At 57.6% G+C, this 16,014-nt stretch carries 12 protein-coding genes; 8 read left to right on the top strand and 4 right to left on the bottom strand.

Annotated features, from left to right (window positions below; all coding sequences use genetic code 11):
- The first annotated feature begins 165 nt into the window (after nucleotides 1-165).
- Together ACHZCX_RS10015 and ACHZCX_RS10010 are read left to right on the top strand one after the other, a co-directional pair.
- Nucleotides 166-2,085, top strand: coding sequence for a L,D-transpeptidase family protein (locus tag ACHZCX_RS10015; protein ID WP_319587097.1), 1,920 nt, complete (start codon nucleotides 166-168; stop codon nucleotides 2,083-2,085).
- Entirely contained in the window at nucleotides 2,066-2,272 is a 207-nt protein-coding gene (locus ACHZCX_RS10010) for a hypothetical protein (RefSeq protein WP_319587096.1), read from the top strand. The genes ACHZCX_RS10015 and ACHZCX_RS10010 overlap by 20 nt, the downstream gene beginning before the upstream one ends.
- Nucleotides 2,273-2,308: 36 nt before the next feature.
- On the opposite strand, the gene ACHZCX_RS10005 is transcribed toward ACHZCX_RS10010, so the two are convergent.
- The 4 genes from ACHZCX_RS10005 to ACHZCX_RS09990 form a co-directional block, all read right to left on the bottom strand.
- Nucleotides 2,309-4,864: an FtsX-like permease family protein gene (locus ACHZCX_RS10005; protein ID WP_319587095.1), complete on the bottom strand. Its 2,556-nt coding sequence runs from the start codon at nucleotides 4,862-4,864 to the stop codon at nucleotides 2,309-2,311.
- Entirely contained in the window at nucleotides 4,861-5,544 is a 684-nt protein-coding gene (locus ACHZCX_RS10000) for an ABC transporter ATP-binding protein (protein WP_319587094.1), read from the bottom strand. The genes ACHZCX_RS10005 and ACHZCX_RS10000 overlap by 4 nt, the downstream gene beginning before the upstream one ends.
- 7 nt (nucleotides 5,545-5,551) lie before the next feature.
- Nucleotides 5,552-6,190, bottom strand: coding sequence for an arylesterase (locus ACHZCX_RS09995; RefSeq protein ID WP_319587093.1), 639 nt, complete (start codon nucleotides 6,188-6,190; stop codon nucleotides 5,552-5,554).
- Between the two features lie 127 nt (nucleotides 6,191-6,317).
- Complete coding sequence (locus tag ACHZCX_RS09990) at nucleotides 6,318-6,698, bottom strand: transcriptional repressor (protein ID WP_319587092.1); 381 nt, start codon at nucleotides 6,696-6,698, stop codon at nucleotides 6,318-6,320.
- Nucleotides 6,699-6,841: 143 nt separating this feature from the next.
- Between ACHZCX_RS09990 and ACHZCX_RS09985 the strand changes: the two genes are divergently transcribed.
- The 6 genes from ACHZCX_RS09985 to ACHZCX_RS09960 all read left to right on the top strand — a co-directional run bounded on the left by ACHZCX_RS09985 (nucleotide 6,842) and on the right by ACHZCX_RS09960 (nucleotide 15,997).
- Nucleotides 6,842-7,834, top strand: a complete 993-nt coding sequence (locus ACHZCX_RS09985) for a metal ABC transporter substrate-binding protein (RefSeq protein WP_319587091.1) — start codon at nucleotides 6,842-6,844, stop codon at nucleotides 7,832-7,834.
- Nucleotides 7,821-8,636, top strand: a complete 816-nt coding sequence (locus tag ACHZCX_RS09980; protein ID WP_319587090.1) for a metal ABC transporter ATP-binding protein — start codon at nucleotides 7,821-7,823, stop codon at nucleotides 8,634-8,636. Before ACHZCX_RS09985 ends, ACHZCX_RS09980 begins: the two co-directional genes overlap by 14 nt.
- Nucleotides 8,629-9,495, top strand: a complete 867-nt coding sequence (locus tag ACHZCX_RS09975) for a metal ABC transporter permease (RefSeq protein WP_319587089.1) — start codon at nucleotides 8,629-8,631, stop codon at nucleotides 9,493-9,495. Before ACHZCX_RS09980 ends, ACHZCX_RS09975 begins: the two co-directional genes overlap by 8 nt.
- Before the next feature lie 172 nt (nucleotides 9,496-9,667).
- A complete protein-coding gene (locus tag ACHZCX_RS09970) occupies nucleotides 9,668-11,776 on the top strand; it encodes an acetate--CoA ligase family protein (RefSeq protein WP_319587088.1) in 2,109 nt (702 codons plus the stop codon).
- A gap of 23 nt (nucleotides 11,777-11,799) precedes the next feature.
- Nucleotides 11,800-12,843, top strand: coding sequence for a DUF4424 family protein (locus tag ACHZCX_RS09965; protein ID WP_319587087.1), 1,044 nt, complete (start codon nucleotides 11,800-11,802; stop codon nucleotides 12,841-12,843).
- A 268-nt stretch (nucleotides 12,844-13,111) separates the two neighbouring features.
- Nucleotides 13,112-15,997, top strand: a complete 2,886-nt coding sequence (locus ACHZCX_RS09960; protein WP_319587086.1) for an EAL domain-containing protein — start codon at nucleotides 13,112-13,114, stop codon at nucleotides 15,995-15,997.
- The last annotated feature ends 17 nt before the right edge of the window (nucleotides 15,998-16,014 follow it).

The raw sequence follows: 16,014 nt of genomic DNA, 5'->3' as shown, positions 1-16,014 counted from the left end.
AAACCTTTTTTTTTAAAAAAAAAGTTTAAGTTCTTGTCAATGTCGCCGTTCTTCCTTAAAACAAAAGAACATTTCATGCGGCATTGAACTTAACCTTTGTCTAAAAAGCCAACCACTACCTGATTCCATCCGAAGAAGTCAGCCTGCGTCCAGGATAATCCTCTCATGCCCCTTTCTTGCGAATCGTTCTCCTCCCGCCTCCTCTTTTTAGGCGGGTTGCTTCTCTTGTCCCTTTTTTATGCGCCCAACGCTACGTACGCTGGGGACAGCACTCCTTTCACGTCGCCGTCCGTGGTGAACGGTGCGCCACCGCAATTGGCCCCCGTCAATCCGGAAAGCGGGTCGCCAACCGGTAACAATGGTGCAGCTTCCCCTTCAACCGCGACAACCGGCGATCAGGGGCAGCAGCTGCTTCAGCAGCGTCTTGAGCAATTGTATTTTGAGATAGAGGACAGTGTCGGCAAGGAACCGGTTTACACTTCCGGGTATCTTCTCGATTTGTATAGGAAAAATCAATTTAATCCGCTCTGGGACAACCGGGACAACATCAATCAACTGCTGAGTGCCATTGCTGCCGCTGCAGATGAAGGGCTCATTCCCGACGATTACCATCTCCAAGCCCTCACCCGATATGCCAATGAGCTGAAAGAGAGCACCTCCCTAGCCAAACTGGTCGAATACGATCTGTTACTTTCCGACGCCCTGGTTCTGCTCGGCCAGCACAAACGGTACGGCAAAGTTGATCCCCGCAAGGTTGAAGAAAAGAAGAATCTTGAGGCAACCACACCTCGCTCTTCACCCATCGATACGTATTTGACCGCCATTAAAACCGGTACGGTTCGGGCCACCCTCGACAAACTCTCTCCGCACCATCCGTCCTACGTCAATCTCAAGGAGGCCCTAGCCCAGTACAAACAGTTTGCCGGTAAGAGCGGATGGCACCAGGTGCCTGTCGGCGAGAGTCTCAAACCGGGCATGTCTGATCAGCGGGTGCCGGCCATTCGTCATCGCCTGACCGTTACGGGCGAATATCGTCCCCGGGGGGGCTCGGTAGAATCGAATCTGTATGACGATCATCTTGTTGCCGCGGTCAAAGCCTTCCAGGCTCGGCATCACATTGAACCCGATGGAACTGCAGGAAAAACCACGATTAATGCCATGAACGTCACCGTGGCTGAACGGATCAACCAGATCCGGGTTAATCTGGAGCGGACACGATGGGTTATCCACGACATGCCCAGTTCCAGCCTCATTATCGATATTGCCGGTTTCATGTTGCAGTATTACCATGAAAATAAGATGGTTTGGAGTGGTAAGGTCATGGTCGGCAAGCCCTTTCACCAGACCCCCATTTTCCGGTCGGCAATCACCTACATCGTCCTCAATCCGACCTGGACCCCCACCCCGGACATCGTCAAGAACGAGACCGTTCCCAGCATCGTCAACGACCCGGAATTTCTTGCCAAACAGCGGCTGCGCATCTTCGACAGCAGCGGTACCGAGATTGACCCCCATTCCATCCCCTGGAAACAGTACCAGGGAAAATTTTTACCCTATACTCTCCGCCAGGATTCTGGCAAGGACAACTCCCTGGGGTTGATTAAGTTCCTCTTTCCCAATCCCTATCACGTTTATTTGCACGATACGCCGAGTAAATCTCTGTTTGGGCGGACGCAGCGTGCCTTTAGCCACGGCTGCATCCGGGTGCAAAACCCCTTGGAACTGGGCCGGTTGATTCTCGCCAATGACGTTGGCAACCTGACCACGGTCGAAAGAATGGATCAGCTCCTCGCTTTGGGCAAGACCTCGACGGTGATCCTCAAACAGTCGTTACCGATTTATCTCATGTATCTGACCACGAATGTCTTGGACGGCAAAGTGATGTTCAAGCCCGATCTTTATAGCCGCGACGAAGGGGTTCTGGCTTCACTGAACGGGCCGCCTTCGCGATTGGAGTTGACCACCCAGGTGCCGGAGGCCAAGGGGCAACCGACGAATCAGCAGGTCAAGATCGATAAAGCCATCAAATACGTGCAAACCGAGAAACAGAACCCGCCAGAACCCTATGCGAAAGATACCTTGTGAGTTGACGCTGGGCAACGGCGGCGATGTGATCGCCATGGTCGAACTGGATGACGACGGAACCCTTCGCATCCCTCGACATGCCACTTATGGCAGTTTCCAGGAAGGCGTTCTGGGCTGCCGGGTGATGCGACCCGAGGATCAAGAGTGTGTGCAGAGGGAAATCTGGGTGGACGGAGGTGCGAGGTAGGCGAGAAAGCGATGCTTTTACCCGTTGTGTTGCGGCTCAGTCCAGCAAGGCCGTGGGTTTGCGGCGAATCAACGAGTCGGTGGCCAACAAGGCGGTGAGGGCGCACATCAGGGGGACGGCCAGCAGTAGAAATGCGTTGGATTGCCACTGGAATTGCCAGAGACGGTCGAACAGCAGCCAGGAGATCGCCAGTGAGCAGAGAACGCTCAACAGGAGGGCGGTGAGGGCGGCTGCAGCGCTCAGGACAGCGAATTCCAGGATAAAAAGGGTCCGAATCCTGCCGATACCAGCCCCCAAGACTCTGAGTAAATTGATTTCCCGTTCGCGCCGCAGAGCCTCCTGCCGGGCGATCGAAACCACGGTGACCAGGCCGATTGCCATGGCAAGCCCGGCCATAAACCGCAATGATTGGCTCAGTTGCCCGGCGATGGTGCTCAACTGCGCAACCGTGCCGCTGACATCGATTACCGAAACATTGGGAAATGCGGCGGTCAGCCGGTTGACCAGCACCTCTTTTTTGTCTTTCTCCACCCGGCTCACCGAGGCCAGATAGGTCTTGGGAGCGTCGTCCAGCACCCCCTTTTGCACCAGCATGAAAAAATTGGGCTGAAAGCTGTTCCAGCGGACCTTGCGCAGGTTGACGACCTGTCCCTCCAATTCAATCCCCAGGATATCAACAATCAGCCGGTCGCCGATGCCCACCTGAAGGCGTTCACCAAACTCCCGCTCCATTGAGATCGCAAACGGCTGGTTTGAATCGGCTGCCCAGGGAACCGTGCTCATCGGCGGCCCCTCGACCACAGTCTCGGAGTGATCCAACTGCTCACGGCTGGAAAAATTGAATTCGGTCCGCCGCAATCCCCGCTCATCGCCGTTGCTGTGCTGCTGTCGCCAGTGGGCAAAGGGCAGGCCGTTGATGCTGACGATTCGGCCTTGCACCATGGGCGCCAAGGGGGAGAGAGCGGCTCTTTCACCCTGAAAAAAGAGGTGCAACGGTTGCTGTTGTTCTTCTTGCACATCGATAAGGAAAAGATCGGGAAGTTCCAGCCCCTCTGGTTGCCCGATCTCCGCAGTCAGTCCTTTTTCCACCTGGGGGATGAGATTGACCAGCAGTAGCGCCATCCCCAGGGCGACAAAGACAGCCGAGGCTGCAAGGCGGTTGCGATAAAGATTGCGCCACACGATCCGCCAGGTGAGGGATCTAGTGTGCGACCAGCGGCGGCACCCGATGAACAGGAGTTTAGCCATCAGGGCGAACACAACAACCAGGACCAGTAGGCCGGCGGTGAACCCGAGACCCTGGAAAGGGGAGTGGCTGAGCAGCAGGGTCAGGAGCAGCAAAAGTCCCACAGCTGGCAGCAGAGCGGCAAGGTGTTTGAGGGCCGCCTTGCCGGGAGCGGGGGCATTCTCGATCTCTTCCCGCAGCAGCCACAGCGGCCGAACCTCAAGGATCCGTCGATAGACCGGCAGGCAAAACAACAGGCTGCCGACCACCCCAATGACCAGGGTCGCGAGGGCGGCGGCGGGGTCGATTCGCAGGGGTAGGTTTGCTGGAATGATCCCGATGAATAGGTGGCCGAACAGGGGGAGCAGCAGCCAGGCCAGGGCGATGGAGCAGCTGGCGGCTACCAGGCCAAGCAAGGCTAATTCTCCCATGGAGAGCACCAGGCACTGACCACGACTGGCCCCCAAACTGAGAAGAATGGCGATTTCCTTTAACCCGCTGCGCAAATGCTCGCGAAAAAGAAAGGCGGCGGCAAGGCCCGCAAGCCCAAGCGAGACCATGGCAGCCAGGCCGAGAAAGGAGCTGAAATAGCCGATCACCCGTCCCAGGCGGCGATTGACGTCCACCGTAGTGGAGACGCGGACTTCAGGGGCCTTTGGCGATAACTCGGCCAGTGCCGTGGTGATTTGGGCCGCAACAGCGGCGGCATTGGCGGTATCCGGCAGGCGGATGAAGTGCTGGTAAGTAACGCGGCTCCCGAAACGGAGCAGGCCGGACTCCTGCAATTGCGGGAGCCCTATATAGATTTTTGGGGCCAGGGACAGGCCGGTGAAATTGTTGCCGGGATCACGGGCAATATAAGCGGCCAGGGCATAACCAACCTGGCCGATCTGGAGGATGTCACCTGGCGTTAGCGCAAAGGACCGGGCCGCTTCCCGGCTCATCACCAGCTGTCGCTGCTGTTGCAGGTCAGTGATCACATTGTCATCGAGAGGCTCAACAGCAGAATGGAAATTCCCGTACAGAGGGTAAGCCTCGTCGATGGCCACTATCTGGGCCAGCCTGGAGACGCCGTTGCCCTTGACCATGGTATAGAGGGAAACCTGCTGTGAGAAACGGCTGCCGGGGCCAGCCATAGTGTGGCTCAGCGCAATTTCCTGCTCGTTTAAAGGTCGCGAGGTCTGCAACACCAGGTCGGCAGTGAGGATTTCCTTGAGATGGGCGTCGAGGTGGCGGGAGAGGGAAGCGCCAAATGAGCCGATCAGGAGAAAGCCGGTGAGACCGAGGGCCAGATTGATGATGAACAGCGCGGAAAACCGCCGGTTGCGGGAGAGCCCGCGCCAACCAAGCCGCAGCAGCGCCTTCACCGCAGCAACCCCTGCGCAAGCTTCAACCGATGGGTGCAGCGCTCGGCCAGCTCCTGGTTATGGGTGACCACGAGCATGGTCATCTGTTCCTGTTCCACCAAGTCGAAGAGGAGGTCTGCGACCTCGCGGCCAGTGGTCACATCAAGATTGCCTGTGGGCTCGTCGGCTAGGAGGAGCAGCGGTTTGACCGCCAGAGCCCGGGCAATGGCCACTCGCTGGCATTCGCCGCCGCTGAGCTGCGCGGGCAGATGGTTCCTGCGCGCCGTCAAGCCGACGCTCTCCAGCAAGGCGTCGATGGTTGTTCCCTCGCAGGGACGATACAGCAGTTCCAGCGGCAGGCGGATGTTTTCCTCGGCGCTCAGATGCGGCAAAAGGTGGAACTGTTGAAAAACAATGCCGATATGGGCGGCGCGGAACCGGGTCAGCCCGGCTTCGTCCATGGCGGTCAAATCAGCGCCGTTCATCGTGATCCTGCCCCGGTCCGGACGGTCAAGGCCCGCCAGCAGGGCAATGAGCGTCGATTTTCCGCTGCCGGACTGGCCGGTAACGGCCAAGGTGGTGCCTGTCGCCAGGGAAAAATGGGCACCGCTCAGGACGGTCAGGTGGCTCGATTCCGGGAGGGAATAGGCCTTGTGCAGATCGTGCACCGCAACCAGCGGGGTGCGTTCCAGTGTGGTCATGATCGATTTATTCCTTCTGGGGGCGCATGGAGTCGAGTTGCGCTTTAAGCACAGGATAGACGTGGCGGGCGATTTGCCGGTGTCCCTCGGCATTGGGGTGAATGCCATCGGCCTGGTTGAGGCCGGCGACCCCGCCCACCCCTTCGAGCAGAAAGGGAATCAAGGTAAGGCCGTACCGGCTGGCGAGATCACGGTACACCTGGCGAAAGCTGCCGGTGTATTCATCGCCATAATTGGGCGGCAGCTCCATGCCGGCCAGAATGACACTCATCCCCCGCTTTCTGGCTGCATCAATCACTTCGGCTAAATTTTTGTCCATCTCTTCAATGGTAAGACCGCGCAGGCCGTCATTGGCGCCTAGGGCCAGGAAGAGCACAGAGGGCTTGAATTTATCATACCATTGCAACCGTGACAGGGCGCTGGCCGAAGTCGAGCCACTGACGCCACCGTTGACGATGCGGACATCGGCGACCCCATCCTTGGTCAACATCTCCCCGAGCAGCCGGGGATAGGCCTCATCCGGCTCCACGCCAAGGCCTGCGGTGAGGGAATCGCCGAGAAAAAGGACAACCCGTTCGGCCAGGGCGTCCTGAACAGGGTATCCTGTCACAAAAATAAGCAGGAGGAGGAGACGAAGAGCAGACATGATCTTTCCACGGTAAAGGGAGCGTCAACGACACACTGGCAAGACTATGATCATGATAAGGCGCGGGAACAAGGAGTACCTGCGAGCAACTGCATAGCGCAGGCTCGGGCGATGTGGGGGTTGAGGCTTATTGGGGAGAGGCGGCACAGGATGGACAGACGCCGAAGAGGAAGATTTCATGGTCCTCGACGATGAACCCCTCGGGCGCCGCGGTTTCCTGGTTGAGGGAGCAGCCTGGCAACTCGAAGACCCGGTTGCAGCCGTGGCAGTGGAAATGATGATGGTGTCCCTTGCCGGTGCACTCGTAGAGCGTGCCCATGGCTGGGTGATTGATCTGCTTGAGCCACCCTTTGTCGATCAGCAGCTTGAGGTTACGGTAGACTGTGGCTTGATTGAGCGATTCCACAAGGGTACGACCAAGGCGGAGAATCTCCTCGATGCCCAGGGCCCGGTCCTCGCTGAGGAAGACCTGTTCGATGGCGGTTCGCTGGGTTGTCTTTCGTTGCATAGGCATGGCTCCAAGTCTGCACTATAGTCACCGTCTCTTCCTCATGCAAAAGGTTTCGCAATATTGATTGACGGCTAAGGTGGCATCTGTATAATGCAAATGCATTCGCATTAGCGCAAGCGCGATTCCATAGGAGAATATTCATGAAACCAAACGTATTGAGGTTGTGCTTGGTGTTTCTTGGTTGCTGCTCTGTTGTGTTGCTCCGTCAGACGGAAGCCTCGGCAGAAAAAACGCTGACGGTCCTGGCCAGCACCTTTCCCCTCTATCAGATCACCCGCAACATTACCGCAGGTGCCAGCGGCATTGAGGTTGACCTGATGATCCCGGCCCAGATGGGCTGCCCTCACGATTATGCCCTGACACCGCAGGACATGCGCAAACTGGCCAAGGCCGATATTCTCGTCATCAATGGCCAGGGGATGGAGGAATTTTTGGGTGCACCGCTGCAAAAGGCCAATCCGGCCCTGAAAATCATCGACAGTTCCCAGGGGATCGGGCAGATCCTGCAGTACAGTGACATGGAACAGGACGAGCACAAAGGCCACGACGGCGAGAACAAGCATCTTCACGACAAAGACCTGCATGAGGGTGAACATGAACAGCATCATGGCGGTTCCAACCCCCATCTCTTTGCCAGTCCACGTATGGCGGCCCTGCTGGCCGGTAATATTGTCAAAGCTCTCGGCGAGTTCCATCCTCCAGGAGCGACGGTGTATACCACAAATGGCCAAGGCTACAGTCAACGATTAAACCTGCTGGCTGACGATTTGGCGGCTTTGGGCAAGCGGTTGGCCAACAACCGGATCGTTACCCAGCACGGAGTTTTTGATTACCTGGCCCGAGACATGGGACTTGAGGTGGTGGCCGTGGTCCAGGCCCATGCCGGCCAGGAGCCTTCGGCCGCGGAGATTCTGGCGATCGTTAAAACAATCCGCGCCAAAAAAGCGGGTGCTATTTTCACCGAACCACAGTATCCAGAATCTGTTGGCAAGACCATCGCCAAGGAGGCCTCCATTGCCGCCGCCCGCTTGGATCCGGCGGCCAACGGTCCCGAGCGGGCGTCCCTGGACTATTACGAGCAGGTCATGCGCACCAACCTCAACACCCTGGAAAAAACGCTTGGCAGCAACTGAACCCCTTCCATTGTACCAACCTATTGACGCCGCCGTCCGTTTCGAAGAGGTCACAGTCGAGCGCGGCGGCATTTCCATTGTCGACCGGGTGACCGCCACGGTGCCCAAGGGCAGCTGTACTACGATTATCGGCCCCAACGGGGCAGGGAAAACCACCCTACTTCTCGCCCTGCTGGGGGAAATCAGGTATCAGGGCCGCATCCTCATCAGCGGCAACGGTGCCGGTCCCCGCATCGGGTATGTGCCGCAGCGGCTCACCTTTGACCGGGGCATGCCGCTGACGGTCAGCGAGTTCCTTGCCATGGGCTTTCAAAAAAAACCGCTCTGGTTCGGTATTCGCCCCGATCTGCAAAGCCTCTCCATGGAGGTCCTGGCTCAGGTCAAAGCCGAGCATCTGGCTGGGCGGCAGATCGGCGCACTCTCCGGCGGCGAATTGCAGCGAGTGCTTCTGGCCCTGGCCCTGCGGCAGGAACCCGATCTCCTGGTCCTTGACGAACCCTCGGCCGGCGTCGATTTTCACGGAGAGCTGATTTTTTGCGAACTCCTCGATAACCTCCGTCACACCAAAGGATTCACCCAGCTGATGGTCAGTCACGATCTGGCCACGGTCACCCACCACGCCACCCATGTGATCTGCCTCAATCATAAGGTGGCCGCCGAGGGTCCGCCGCGCCAGACTCTGACCAGCGAAAATCTGACCGCCATCTTCGGCATGCACATGGGGCTGGTCAACAGCCGGTCCATGCCGGACAACCAGGCTGTCTGTTCCGCACCCTGCTGCCAGGAGCGGCCCGATGCCTGATCTGTCGCCGCTGTACGCGCTGTTGCCCCTGTTGCTCCCCTTTGAGTGCCTCCAGGCCCGGTTTATGCAGCAGGCTCTGCTGGGACTGCTGCTGCTGGCACCGATGGCCGCCGTCATGGGGCTGATGGTGGTCAACTTCCGCATGGCCTTTTTCTCCGATGCCATCAGCCATTCCGCCTTTGCCGGTGTGGCCCTGGGATTGATCTTCTCGGTGGATCCCGGCTGGACCATGCCGGCCTTCGGTCTTCTGGTCGGTCTGGGGATCATGATCCTGCAGCGCCATTCCAGCTTGTCGAGCGACACCGTGATCGGCGTCTTTTTTTCGGCCATGGTCGCCTTCGGCCTGGCCATTGTCAGCCGCGATCGTTCCCTGGCCCGCGACCTGCAACGGTTTCTCTATGGCGATATCCTCACCATCAGCGATAGCCAGATCCTCAGCCTGATGCTGCTTTTCCTGGTGTTGATGACCTTCCAGGCGGTCAGCTACAACCATTTGCTCTACATCGGGCTGAATCCCGCTCTGGCCCAGGCCCATCGAGTCCGGGTGGCAATCCAACAGTATTTCTTTGCCGGCCTGTTGGCTCTGGTCGTCATGTTTTCGGTGCAGGCAGTCGGGGTGTTGCTGGTCACGGCCATGTTGATCGTGCCGGCGGCGGCGGCGCGGAACGTCGCCCGATCGGCGGGCGCCATGTTCTGGTGGGCAATGCTGGTCAGCCTCAGTTCGGCCGTTGCCGGCCTCCTCATCTCCGCCCAGGACTGGGCACGGACCGCAACCGGCGCCACCATTATCATTGTTGCCTGCGGCTGGTTTCTTGTCAGCTTGGTCGTTGCCGCCCTGCGACGGGGACAGGCGGTTTGATTTGCAGCTCTGCTGCCGGGAGAGGTGCGGTCGATCCGTTGGCGAATAAAATCATTTTCTGCGTTCCACCGTTGGCCGGACCGGTGCTTTGCTTGCCCATTTCCAAACCAACAGCATCAATCCCAGACCTTTTCCGCAGGTTCTTCCTGCGCCGTGAGTGACGACACCCGCCATGGACACATTTTTTGCCCCTGCGAGCCTGGCTGTCTACGGCCTCTCCTCCAAAGCCCATAACACCCCACGCATCATTGTCGATAATTGCCTGCGCTGGGGTTTTCGCGGCCGTCTTTTTGGCATCAATCCGGCCACCGAGGAAACCGATGTCGGCGGTGTTCGGGTCTACCGCAGCGCCACCGACCTGCCGGTGATTCCCGACCTGGCGGTGCTGCTGATCCCGGCCCGCTATGTGCCGCAGGCGGTGGAAGACTGCGGCCGGGCAGGCATCAAGCGGCTGGCAATACAGGCCGGCGGCTTCAATGAATCGAGCGAGGAGGGCAAGAACCTGGCCACCCAGTTGCTCGCCGCCGCCGGGCGTTTCGGCATCCGTTTCGTCGGTCCCAACGGCCTGACCCTGGCCGATACCGCCAGCGGCCTTTGTCTGCCCTTTGTGCCCTCCTTTCCGGTTAAACGAGGCGGGTTTTCCTTGATTACCCAGAGCGGCGGCCTGGGGCTTTTTCTCTGGAATCTGCTTGAGGGCGAGTCGGTGGGGCTGGCCAAGTTCGCCAGCATCGGCAATAAGCTCGATCTCGACGAGTGCGACTTTCTCGAATATCTGGGGGCTGACCCCGCAACCCGGGTGATCGGCCTCTATCTGGAAAGCATCGGCAACGGTCGGCGCCTGGTAGAACTGGCCCAGCGAATCGACAAGCCGGTGATTGTCTACAAGTCCAATACCACCACCGCCGGTAATCGGGCGGCAATGAGCCACACCGCATCGCTCGGCAACGACGAGGCCATCATCAAGACCGCCTTTGAGCGGGCCGGGATCATCCGTATCGACCATTTCCGCGACTTCGTCACCACGGCCAAGGCCTTTGATCTGCCGCCGATGCGCGGCAAGCGGATCATGGCCATGAGTCCGGCGGGCGGTCTCGGCGTGGCCATGGCCGATCTCTGCGAGCATCAGGGCTTCACCTTTGCTGATCCAGGCCCGACCTTCTATCAGGAGCTGGCCGAGGTCGCCAATGCCGGGATCATCAAGTTACATAATCCCCTCGACATGGGCGATATCTACCAGATCGACAAGTATCCGCAGATTTTCAGCCATGTCCTGGCCAGCGATCAGGTCGACGGCGCGATCTTCGCCAGCCAGTGGCCACGGATGCCCGAGGGCGGCACGGATGTCTTCACCGCCATGTTCAACACCGACGTCTCCCTGGCGATGTCCGGGGCGACCCGCTCCACCAACAAACCGCTGGTCCTGGTTCTATACGGGGACGCGCCGACCCTCGCCGCCATGAAACAGCAGGGGCCCATTCCGGTCTTCGATGGTCCGGAAGAGGCTGTCCTCGCCCTGCATCGGCAGATGACCTTTCATGCCAGAAAAGCGGTTGGTCCCTTGCAGCCGGACCCGGCGGACAGCAATCTGCAGTCCGCGACCGTGCGGGATTGGGTGCAACAGCATATCGGCGTGATCGGCGAGGAGGCATTGGAGCTGCTCACCTTGTGCGGAATCACCAGCCCCGCTACGGCCATCGCTCGAAGCGCCGAAGAGGCGGGAGAGATCGCCGCGCGCATCGGCTTTCCCGTGGTGCTCAAGGTGGTTTCTCCGGATGCGGTCCACAAAACCGAGGCGGGCGGGGTGCTGATCGGCATCGGTTCGCCGGAGGAGGCGATCCAGGGCTTTGCCCGAATTCGTGCGAACCTTGAGTGTTTTCGACCAGGCGCCAGGTTGGAGGGGGTGCGGGTCACGTCCATGGCCCCGGACGGGCACGACCTGTTCATCGGCGGTCTCCAGGACCCTGCCTTCGGGCCGGTAGTCTTCTTCGGCTCCGGCGGCATTCATGTGGAGCTCTTCCAGGATGTCGAGCGGGTGCTCTGCCCCTCATCGCGGACCGAAATCCGCAGCAAACTTGAGCGGCTCAAGATCTGGCGGATTCTGGCCGGACTGCGAGGCCAACAACCCATTGATACCGAACCCTTTATCCGGACGATCGGCACCATCGCCCAATTACTCGCCGATTTCCCAGAAATAGTAGAACTGGATATCAACCCGGTGCGGCTCCTGGCAAATGGCGAGATCCTGGCTTTGGATGCCAGGATGCGAATTCTGGAAGTGTAATCCTGAAGAGAGGGTGTGTGTCGATGAAGAAACCGATACTCTGGCTGCTCTGGCTGCTGCTGACACCGGTTGTGAGCGCGGCTAACGATGGGTTCGGCGGCCTGACCGCCACCGGCCTGCAGTTTCAACAAAGCGCCAGTGCCCGTATGGTCTCGGAGGATCTATTTTTGAGTCCCGTCAAGGTCCGGGTGGCGTATGTGTTTCGTAACGAAGGCCCGGCGGAGGTGCAGGGCGAGGTCATCTTTCCGTTGCCGCCGATTTCCCTGGCCGGCCTTGTCGATTCCGGATTTGCCTTGACCGAGGATGATTTGCATCGGGAAAATGTGGTGGATTTTACCGCCACAGTGGACGGCAAGAAAATCGAGGTGCGCACCCAACGGATCGCCGTCCTCGAGCCACCCTTTGATGAACGCCGTCAGCCAGCGGCTAATTATGACGCGCCTGGTGAGGATGTGACCGCTCTGCTCAAAGGATACGGCATCCCCCTGTCGCTCAACGTTGATGAGGTGGCCGCTGTGCTCACCCGTCTGCCGCCAGAGGCCCAAGAGATACTGAAAACCAAAGGGCTGGCTGATTTTTTTGATGGCGAATCGCCGCTCCCCGCCTGGTCGATCATCGTCCGTTACCATTGGCCGCAGACCTTTGCCGCAGGCCGGGAAATCAGGATCGAGCACAGCTATAACCCTGCTCCTCCTGGCGGTATTTTTGTCTGGCCCGCGCAAGAGAAGGATGTCGACACCTATCATCGCGAGTTGATCCAGACCTACTGCATTGATGCTGGTACCCGCAAGGCCTTAGCCAAGCGGCTGCATCGCCAGAAGGCCAGCGAAATGGCTGGAACCGGCACGGCCATCCTTCTCGACTACGTCCTGACCACGGCCAACACCTGGCATGGCCCCATCGGCGTTTTTCGCCTAACCATTGACAAGGGCAAGCCGAGCAATGTCCTCTCCCTGTGCATCGACGGCCTCCGCAAAACCGGCCCCACCACCTTTGCGGTGGAAAAAAAAGATTTCAGCCCGACCCAGGATCTCCGCCTGCTCATCGTCTCCGGCCTGGAAGAGTAAGCTCAGCCGCCGCATCTGCCGCCCAGTTTCGCCTGGCCCTCTTCGTTGTGCCGCACCTCGTATTCTCGACACGTCGACGGAGCACCCCATCGCTTTGATCATGCCAAGCGGCACGACAACTCCATTGATGAAAAAGAGTTTGTGCTCGCGGCAAGTTGCGATACACTGCAGTGAGCATGAGTTCTTTTTATCGTTGCGCAGGCCAGGTTTGTCCACGCGCCTCTTCCTGCGGCGCTGATCCTTTTGTTTTTTGATACATTGATGCATCATGGGCGTTTCGAGATGGCTGGCAAAGCTGCCAAACATTGAACAATGGTCGATCGGGAAAAAGATATTTTTCGGGAATATTCTTTTTCTCCTTGCTCCCTTGTTTCTTGTTTCCGCTGTTGTTCTCCATACCACGCTGGCCCATCTTAACAGGAGCATCAATGAAGGGATGGAGGCGGCAGGCGCCTCCATCGCCGGTATGATCGAGGCCTCCATCGACGCCTCGTTGCGCAACTATCTTCGCGGAGTGGCTGAATACAACCGCAACCAGATAGAGAATACGTATAAACAAGGGGCAGGGGATGGGAGTCAGGATGGGGAAAAGCTCAAGCAAGAACTCTTCAAAACATTCAACGGCCAGAAAATTGGGCACTCAGGCTACATCTACTGCATCGATTCAAAAGGTGTCGTCCAGTTTCATCCGCGCGACGCGCTGGTGGGAAAAAATATCCTCCAGCAGGAGGAATACAAAGAGGCTTGGCCCTTTATCAGGCAGCAGATTGCAGCTAAACAGGGGTATCTCGAATATTCCTGGAAAAACCCCAATGAAGACAGGCTGCATCCCAAGGCGCTTTATATGGAGTATTTTAAGCCTTGGGACTGGATTGTCGCGGTTGTCTGCTATCGGGAAGAAGTAGAACGATTTATTGATTTTCGGGATATTGAACAACGGATGGCCAACGTCAAATACGGTTCATTCGGCTACGCATTTCTCCTCAATGGCCAAGGGAAACTTTTGGCGCATCCGTTTAAGGGAGAAATGGACAGGGTGGACGAATTTGCCGCCCAGCTCAAGCCGATCATGTTGGCAGCTGCAACCAACCACCAATACACTGTTCGGGCGCCTTGGCAGGATTCGCCGGAACAGGGGGTAAAGGAAAGGCTGTTTTTCTTTCATCACATCCCCCGTTTCAACCTGACCGTCGGCGTGACCACCGACGCGACCGAGGCCTATGCCAGCCTGTTCTCCACACGGATAATTGCCATTATGATGGTGTTGGCCGGGACCGGCCTCGCCGTGTGCGCCGCTCTTTTTCTCAGCCGGATGATCGCCAGGCCTCTTCGCCGCTTTGCCCGGCAATTGGAGATTCCTGATGGCGGCAAGGAGCTTGAAGGTGAGGGTGGCTGTGAAACTGCCTTTCTCGTCAAGAAGTTCGATGAACATATCAAAAGGTTACGAGCTGTTAACGAGAAATTGACCACCGAGGTGCAGCTCCGGAAAAGCGCTGAAACCTTCCTGCAGATCTATAAGAAAATTTTTGACAATGCCACCGAAGGCATTGTGATCACCGATGGTTCAGGCAGAATCCTGGCGATTAACGAGGCCTTTACCACCATCACCGGCTATGACCAGGCAGATGCTCTTGGTCAGAATCCGCGCATGCTCAAATCCGGCCAGCATGACGCCGAATTCTTTGAGCAGATGTGGGGGCACCTTCTGGAAAAAGGTAACTGGGAAGGGGAAATCTGGAACAAGAAGAAAGACGGCACGGTCTACCCGGAGTGGTTGACGATCACCGGCATTCATAACGAGCACAGGGAAACAGCTTATTATTTCGCCACCTTCTACGAAATAGGCGAGCTGAAGAAACGCGACAAGCAGATCGCCTTCATGGCCTATCACGACATCCTCACCCGTCTGCCCAACCGTTCCTATCTCGAGCATAAATTGGCCAAGACCCTTGCCAGAATCAAGGCCGAGGGGGGCAGGTTGTCGGTCCTCTACATCGATCTGGATAATTTCAAGAATGTCAACGATGTCTTTGGTCATAACCAGGGGGACGATCTGCTGGTCCAGGTCAGTCAGCGTTTTTCCTCAGTGCTGACCGAAGATGATATGCTGTGCCGGATCGGCGGCGATGAATTCATTCTCCTGATGGACCATCTCGACAATGAGTCGCTGATCTATTTGACCGCAGGCAGGCTCCAGGCTGTCCTCAAAAAACCGTTCCTCCTCGACTTCAAGAAGATCTATGTCAACGCCAGCATAGGCATCTCGATCTACCCGGGAGACGGCGAGAATCCCCTGGACCTGATCAGGAGCGCTGATATGGCCATGCACAAGGCCAAACGGGAAGGGAAAAACAGGCATGTGCTGTTTTCCAAGGGGATGCATGAGGAACTCTACGAAAAATTCCGTACGGAAAACGGCATCCGCTACGGACTACTCAACCGGGAATTTGTCGTCCACTACCAGCCCAAGGTGAACATCGGCAGCCGGAAAACATCCTCCCTGGAAGCCTTGATCCGCTGGGAGAAGGGCGGTAAACTCATCAGTCCGGCCGCCTTCATTCCGATCGCCGAGGAATCAAGCCTGATTGACGATATCTGCCTCTTTGTGATGGAGGAAACCTGCGCCTTTCATGCGGTTATGAAAAAAGAGCGGGTGGAGGTGCCGGTCAGCGTCAATATCTCCCCTCGCCAGTTTCATAACCTTGATTTTGTGGACATCGTTGAGGACCTTCTCGGCCGGTATGAGGTGGATCCCCGCTTCATGGAGTTTGAGATCACCGAAACAACGGCGATGAAAGACGTGGAGCACACGCTGAACATCATGCACCGGCTGCGCGAATTGGGTATTCTCTTCTCCATTGACGATTTCGGCACAGGTTACTCCTCGCTCGGCTATCTCAGCAAGATGCCGGTGAGTACCCTGAAAATCGACAAGCAGTTTGTCGACGATTTGCAGGAAAACAGCGGTATTGTCGCCACCATCATCGCCATCAGCCAGCAGATGCACCTCAATGTTGTAGCCGAAGGGGTCGAAACCGAGGAGCAGCTCCTCGGGCTGGACGCCATGGGCTGCCATGAGGCCCAAGGATACTATTTTTCACGACCGGTTTCCGGCGACAACATTCTTCAGTATTTGATTGCCGAACGCGCCTAGTCAGCGACCGAACCATC

Origin of the sequence: uncultured Desulfobulbus sp., from assembly GCF_963662935.2 — a bacterium.
Lineage (GTDB): Bacteria > Desulfobacterota > Desulfobulbia > Desulfobulbales > Desulfobulbaceae > Desulfobulbus.
Note: the sequence above shows the minus strand (reverse complement) of the source record. Positions and strands in the feature narration are given on the sequence as shown.

Coding starts and splice junctions, on each gene's coding strand:
- ACHZCX_RS10015 (WP_319587097.1), top strand. CDS start 166: ATGCCCCTTTCTTGCGAATCGTTCTCCTCCCGCCTCCTCTTTTTAGGC.
- ACHZCX_RS10010 (WP_319587096.1), top strand. CDS start 2,066: ATGCGAAAGATACCTTGTGAGTTGACGCTGGGCAACGGCGGCGATGTG.
- ACHZCX_RS10000 (WP_319587094.1), bottom strand. CDS start 5,544: ATGACCACACTGGAACGCACCCCGCTGGTTGCGGTGCACGATCTGCAC.
- ACHZCX_RS09995 (WP_319587093.1), bottom strand. CDS start 6,190: ATGTCTGCTCTTCGTCTCCTCCTCCTGCTTATTTTTGTGACAGGATAC.
- ACHZCX_RS09990 (WP_319587092.1), bottom strand. CDS start 6,698: ATGCAACGAAAGACAACCCAGCGAACCGCCATCGAACAGGTCTTCCTC.
- ACHZCX_RS09985 (WP_319587091.1), top strand. CDS start 6,842: ATGAAACCAAACGTATTGAGGTTGTGCTTGGTGTTTCTTGGTTGCTGC.
- ACHZCX_RS09975 (WP_319587089.1), top strand. CDS start 8,629: ATGCCTGATCTGTCGCCGCTGTACGCGCTGTTGCCCCTGTTGCTCCCC.
- ACHZCX_RS09970 (WP_319587088.1), top strand. CDS start 9,668: ATGGACACATTTTTTGCCCCTGCGAGCCTGGCTGTCTACGGCCTCTCC.
- ACHZCX_RS09965 (WP_319587087.1), top strand. CDS start 11,800: ATGAAGAAACCGATACTCTGGCTGCTCTGGCTGCTGCTGACACCGGTT.
- ACHZCX_RS09960 (WP_319587086.1), top strand. CDS start 13,112: ATGGGCGTTTCGAGATGGCTGGCAAAGCTGCCAAACATTGAACAATGG.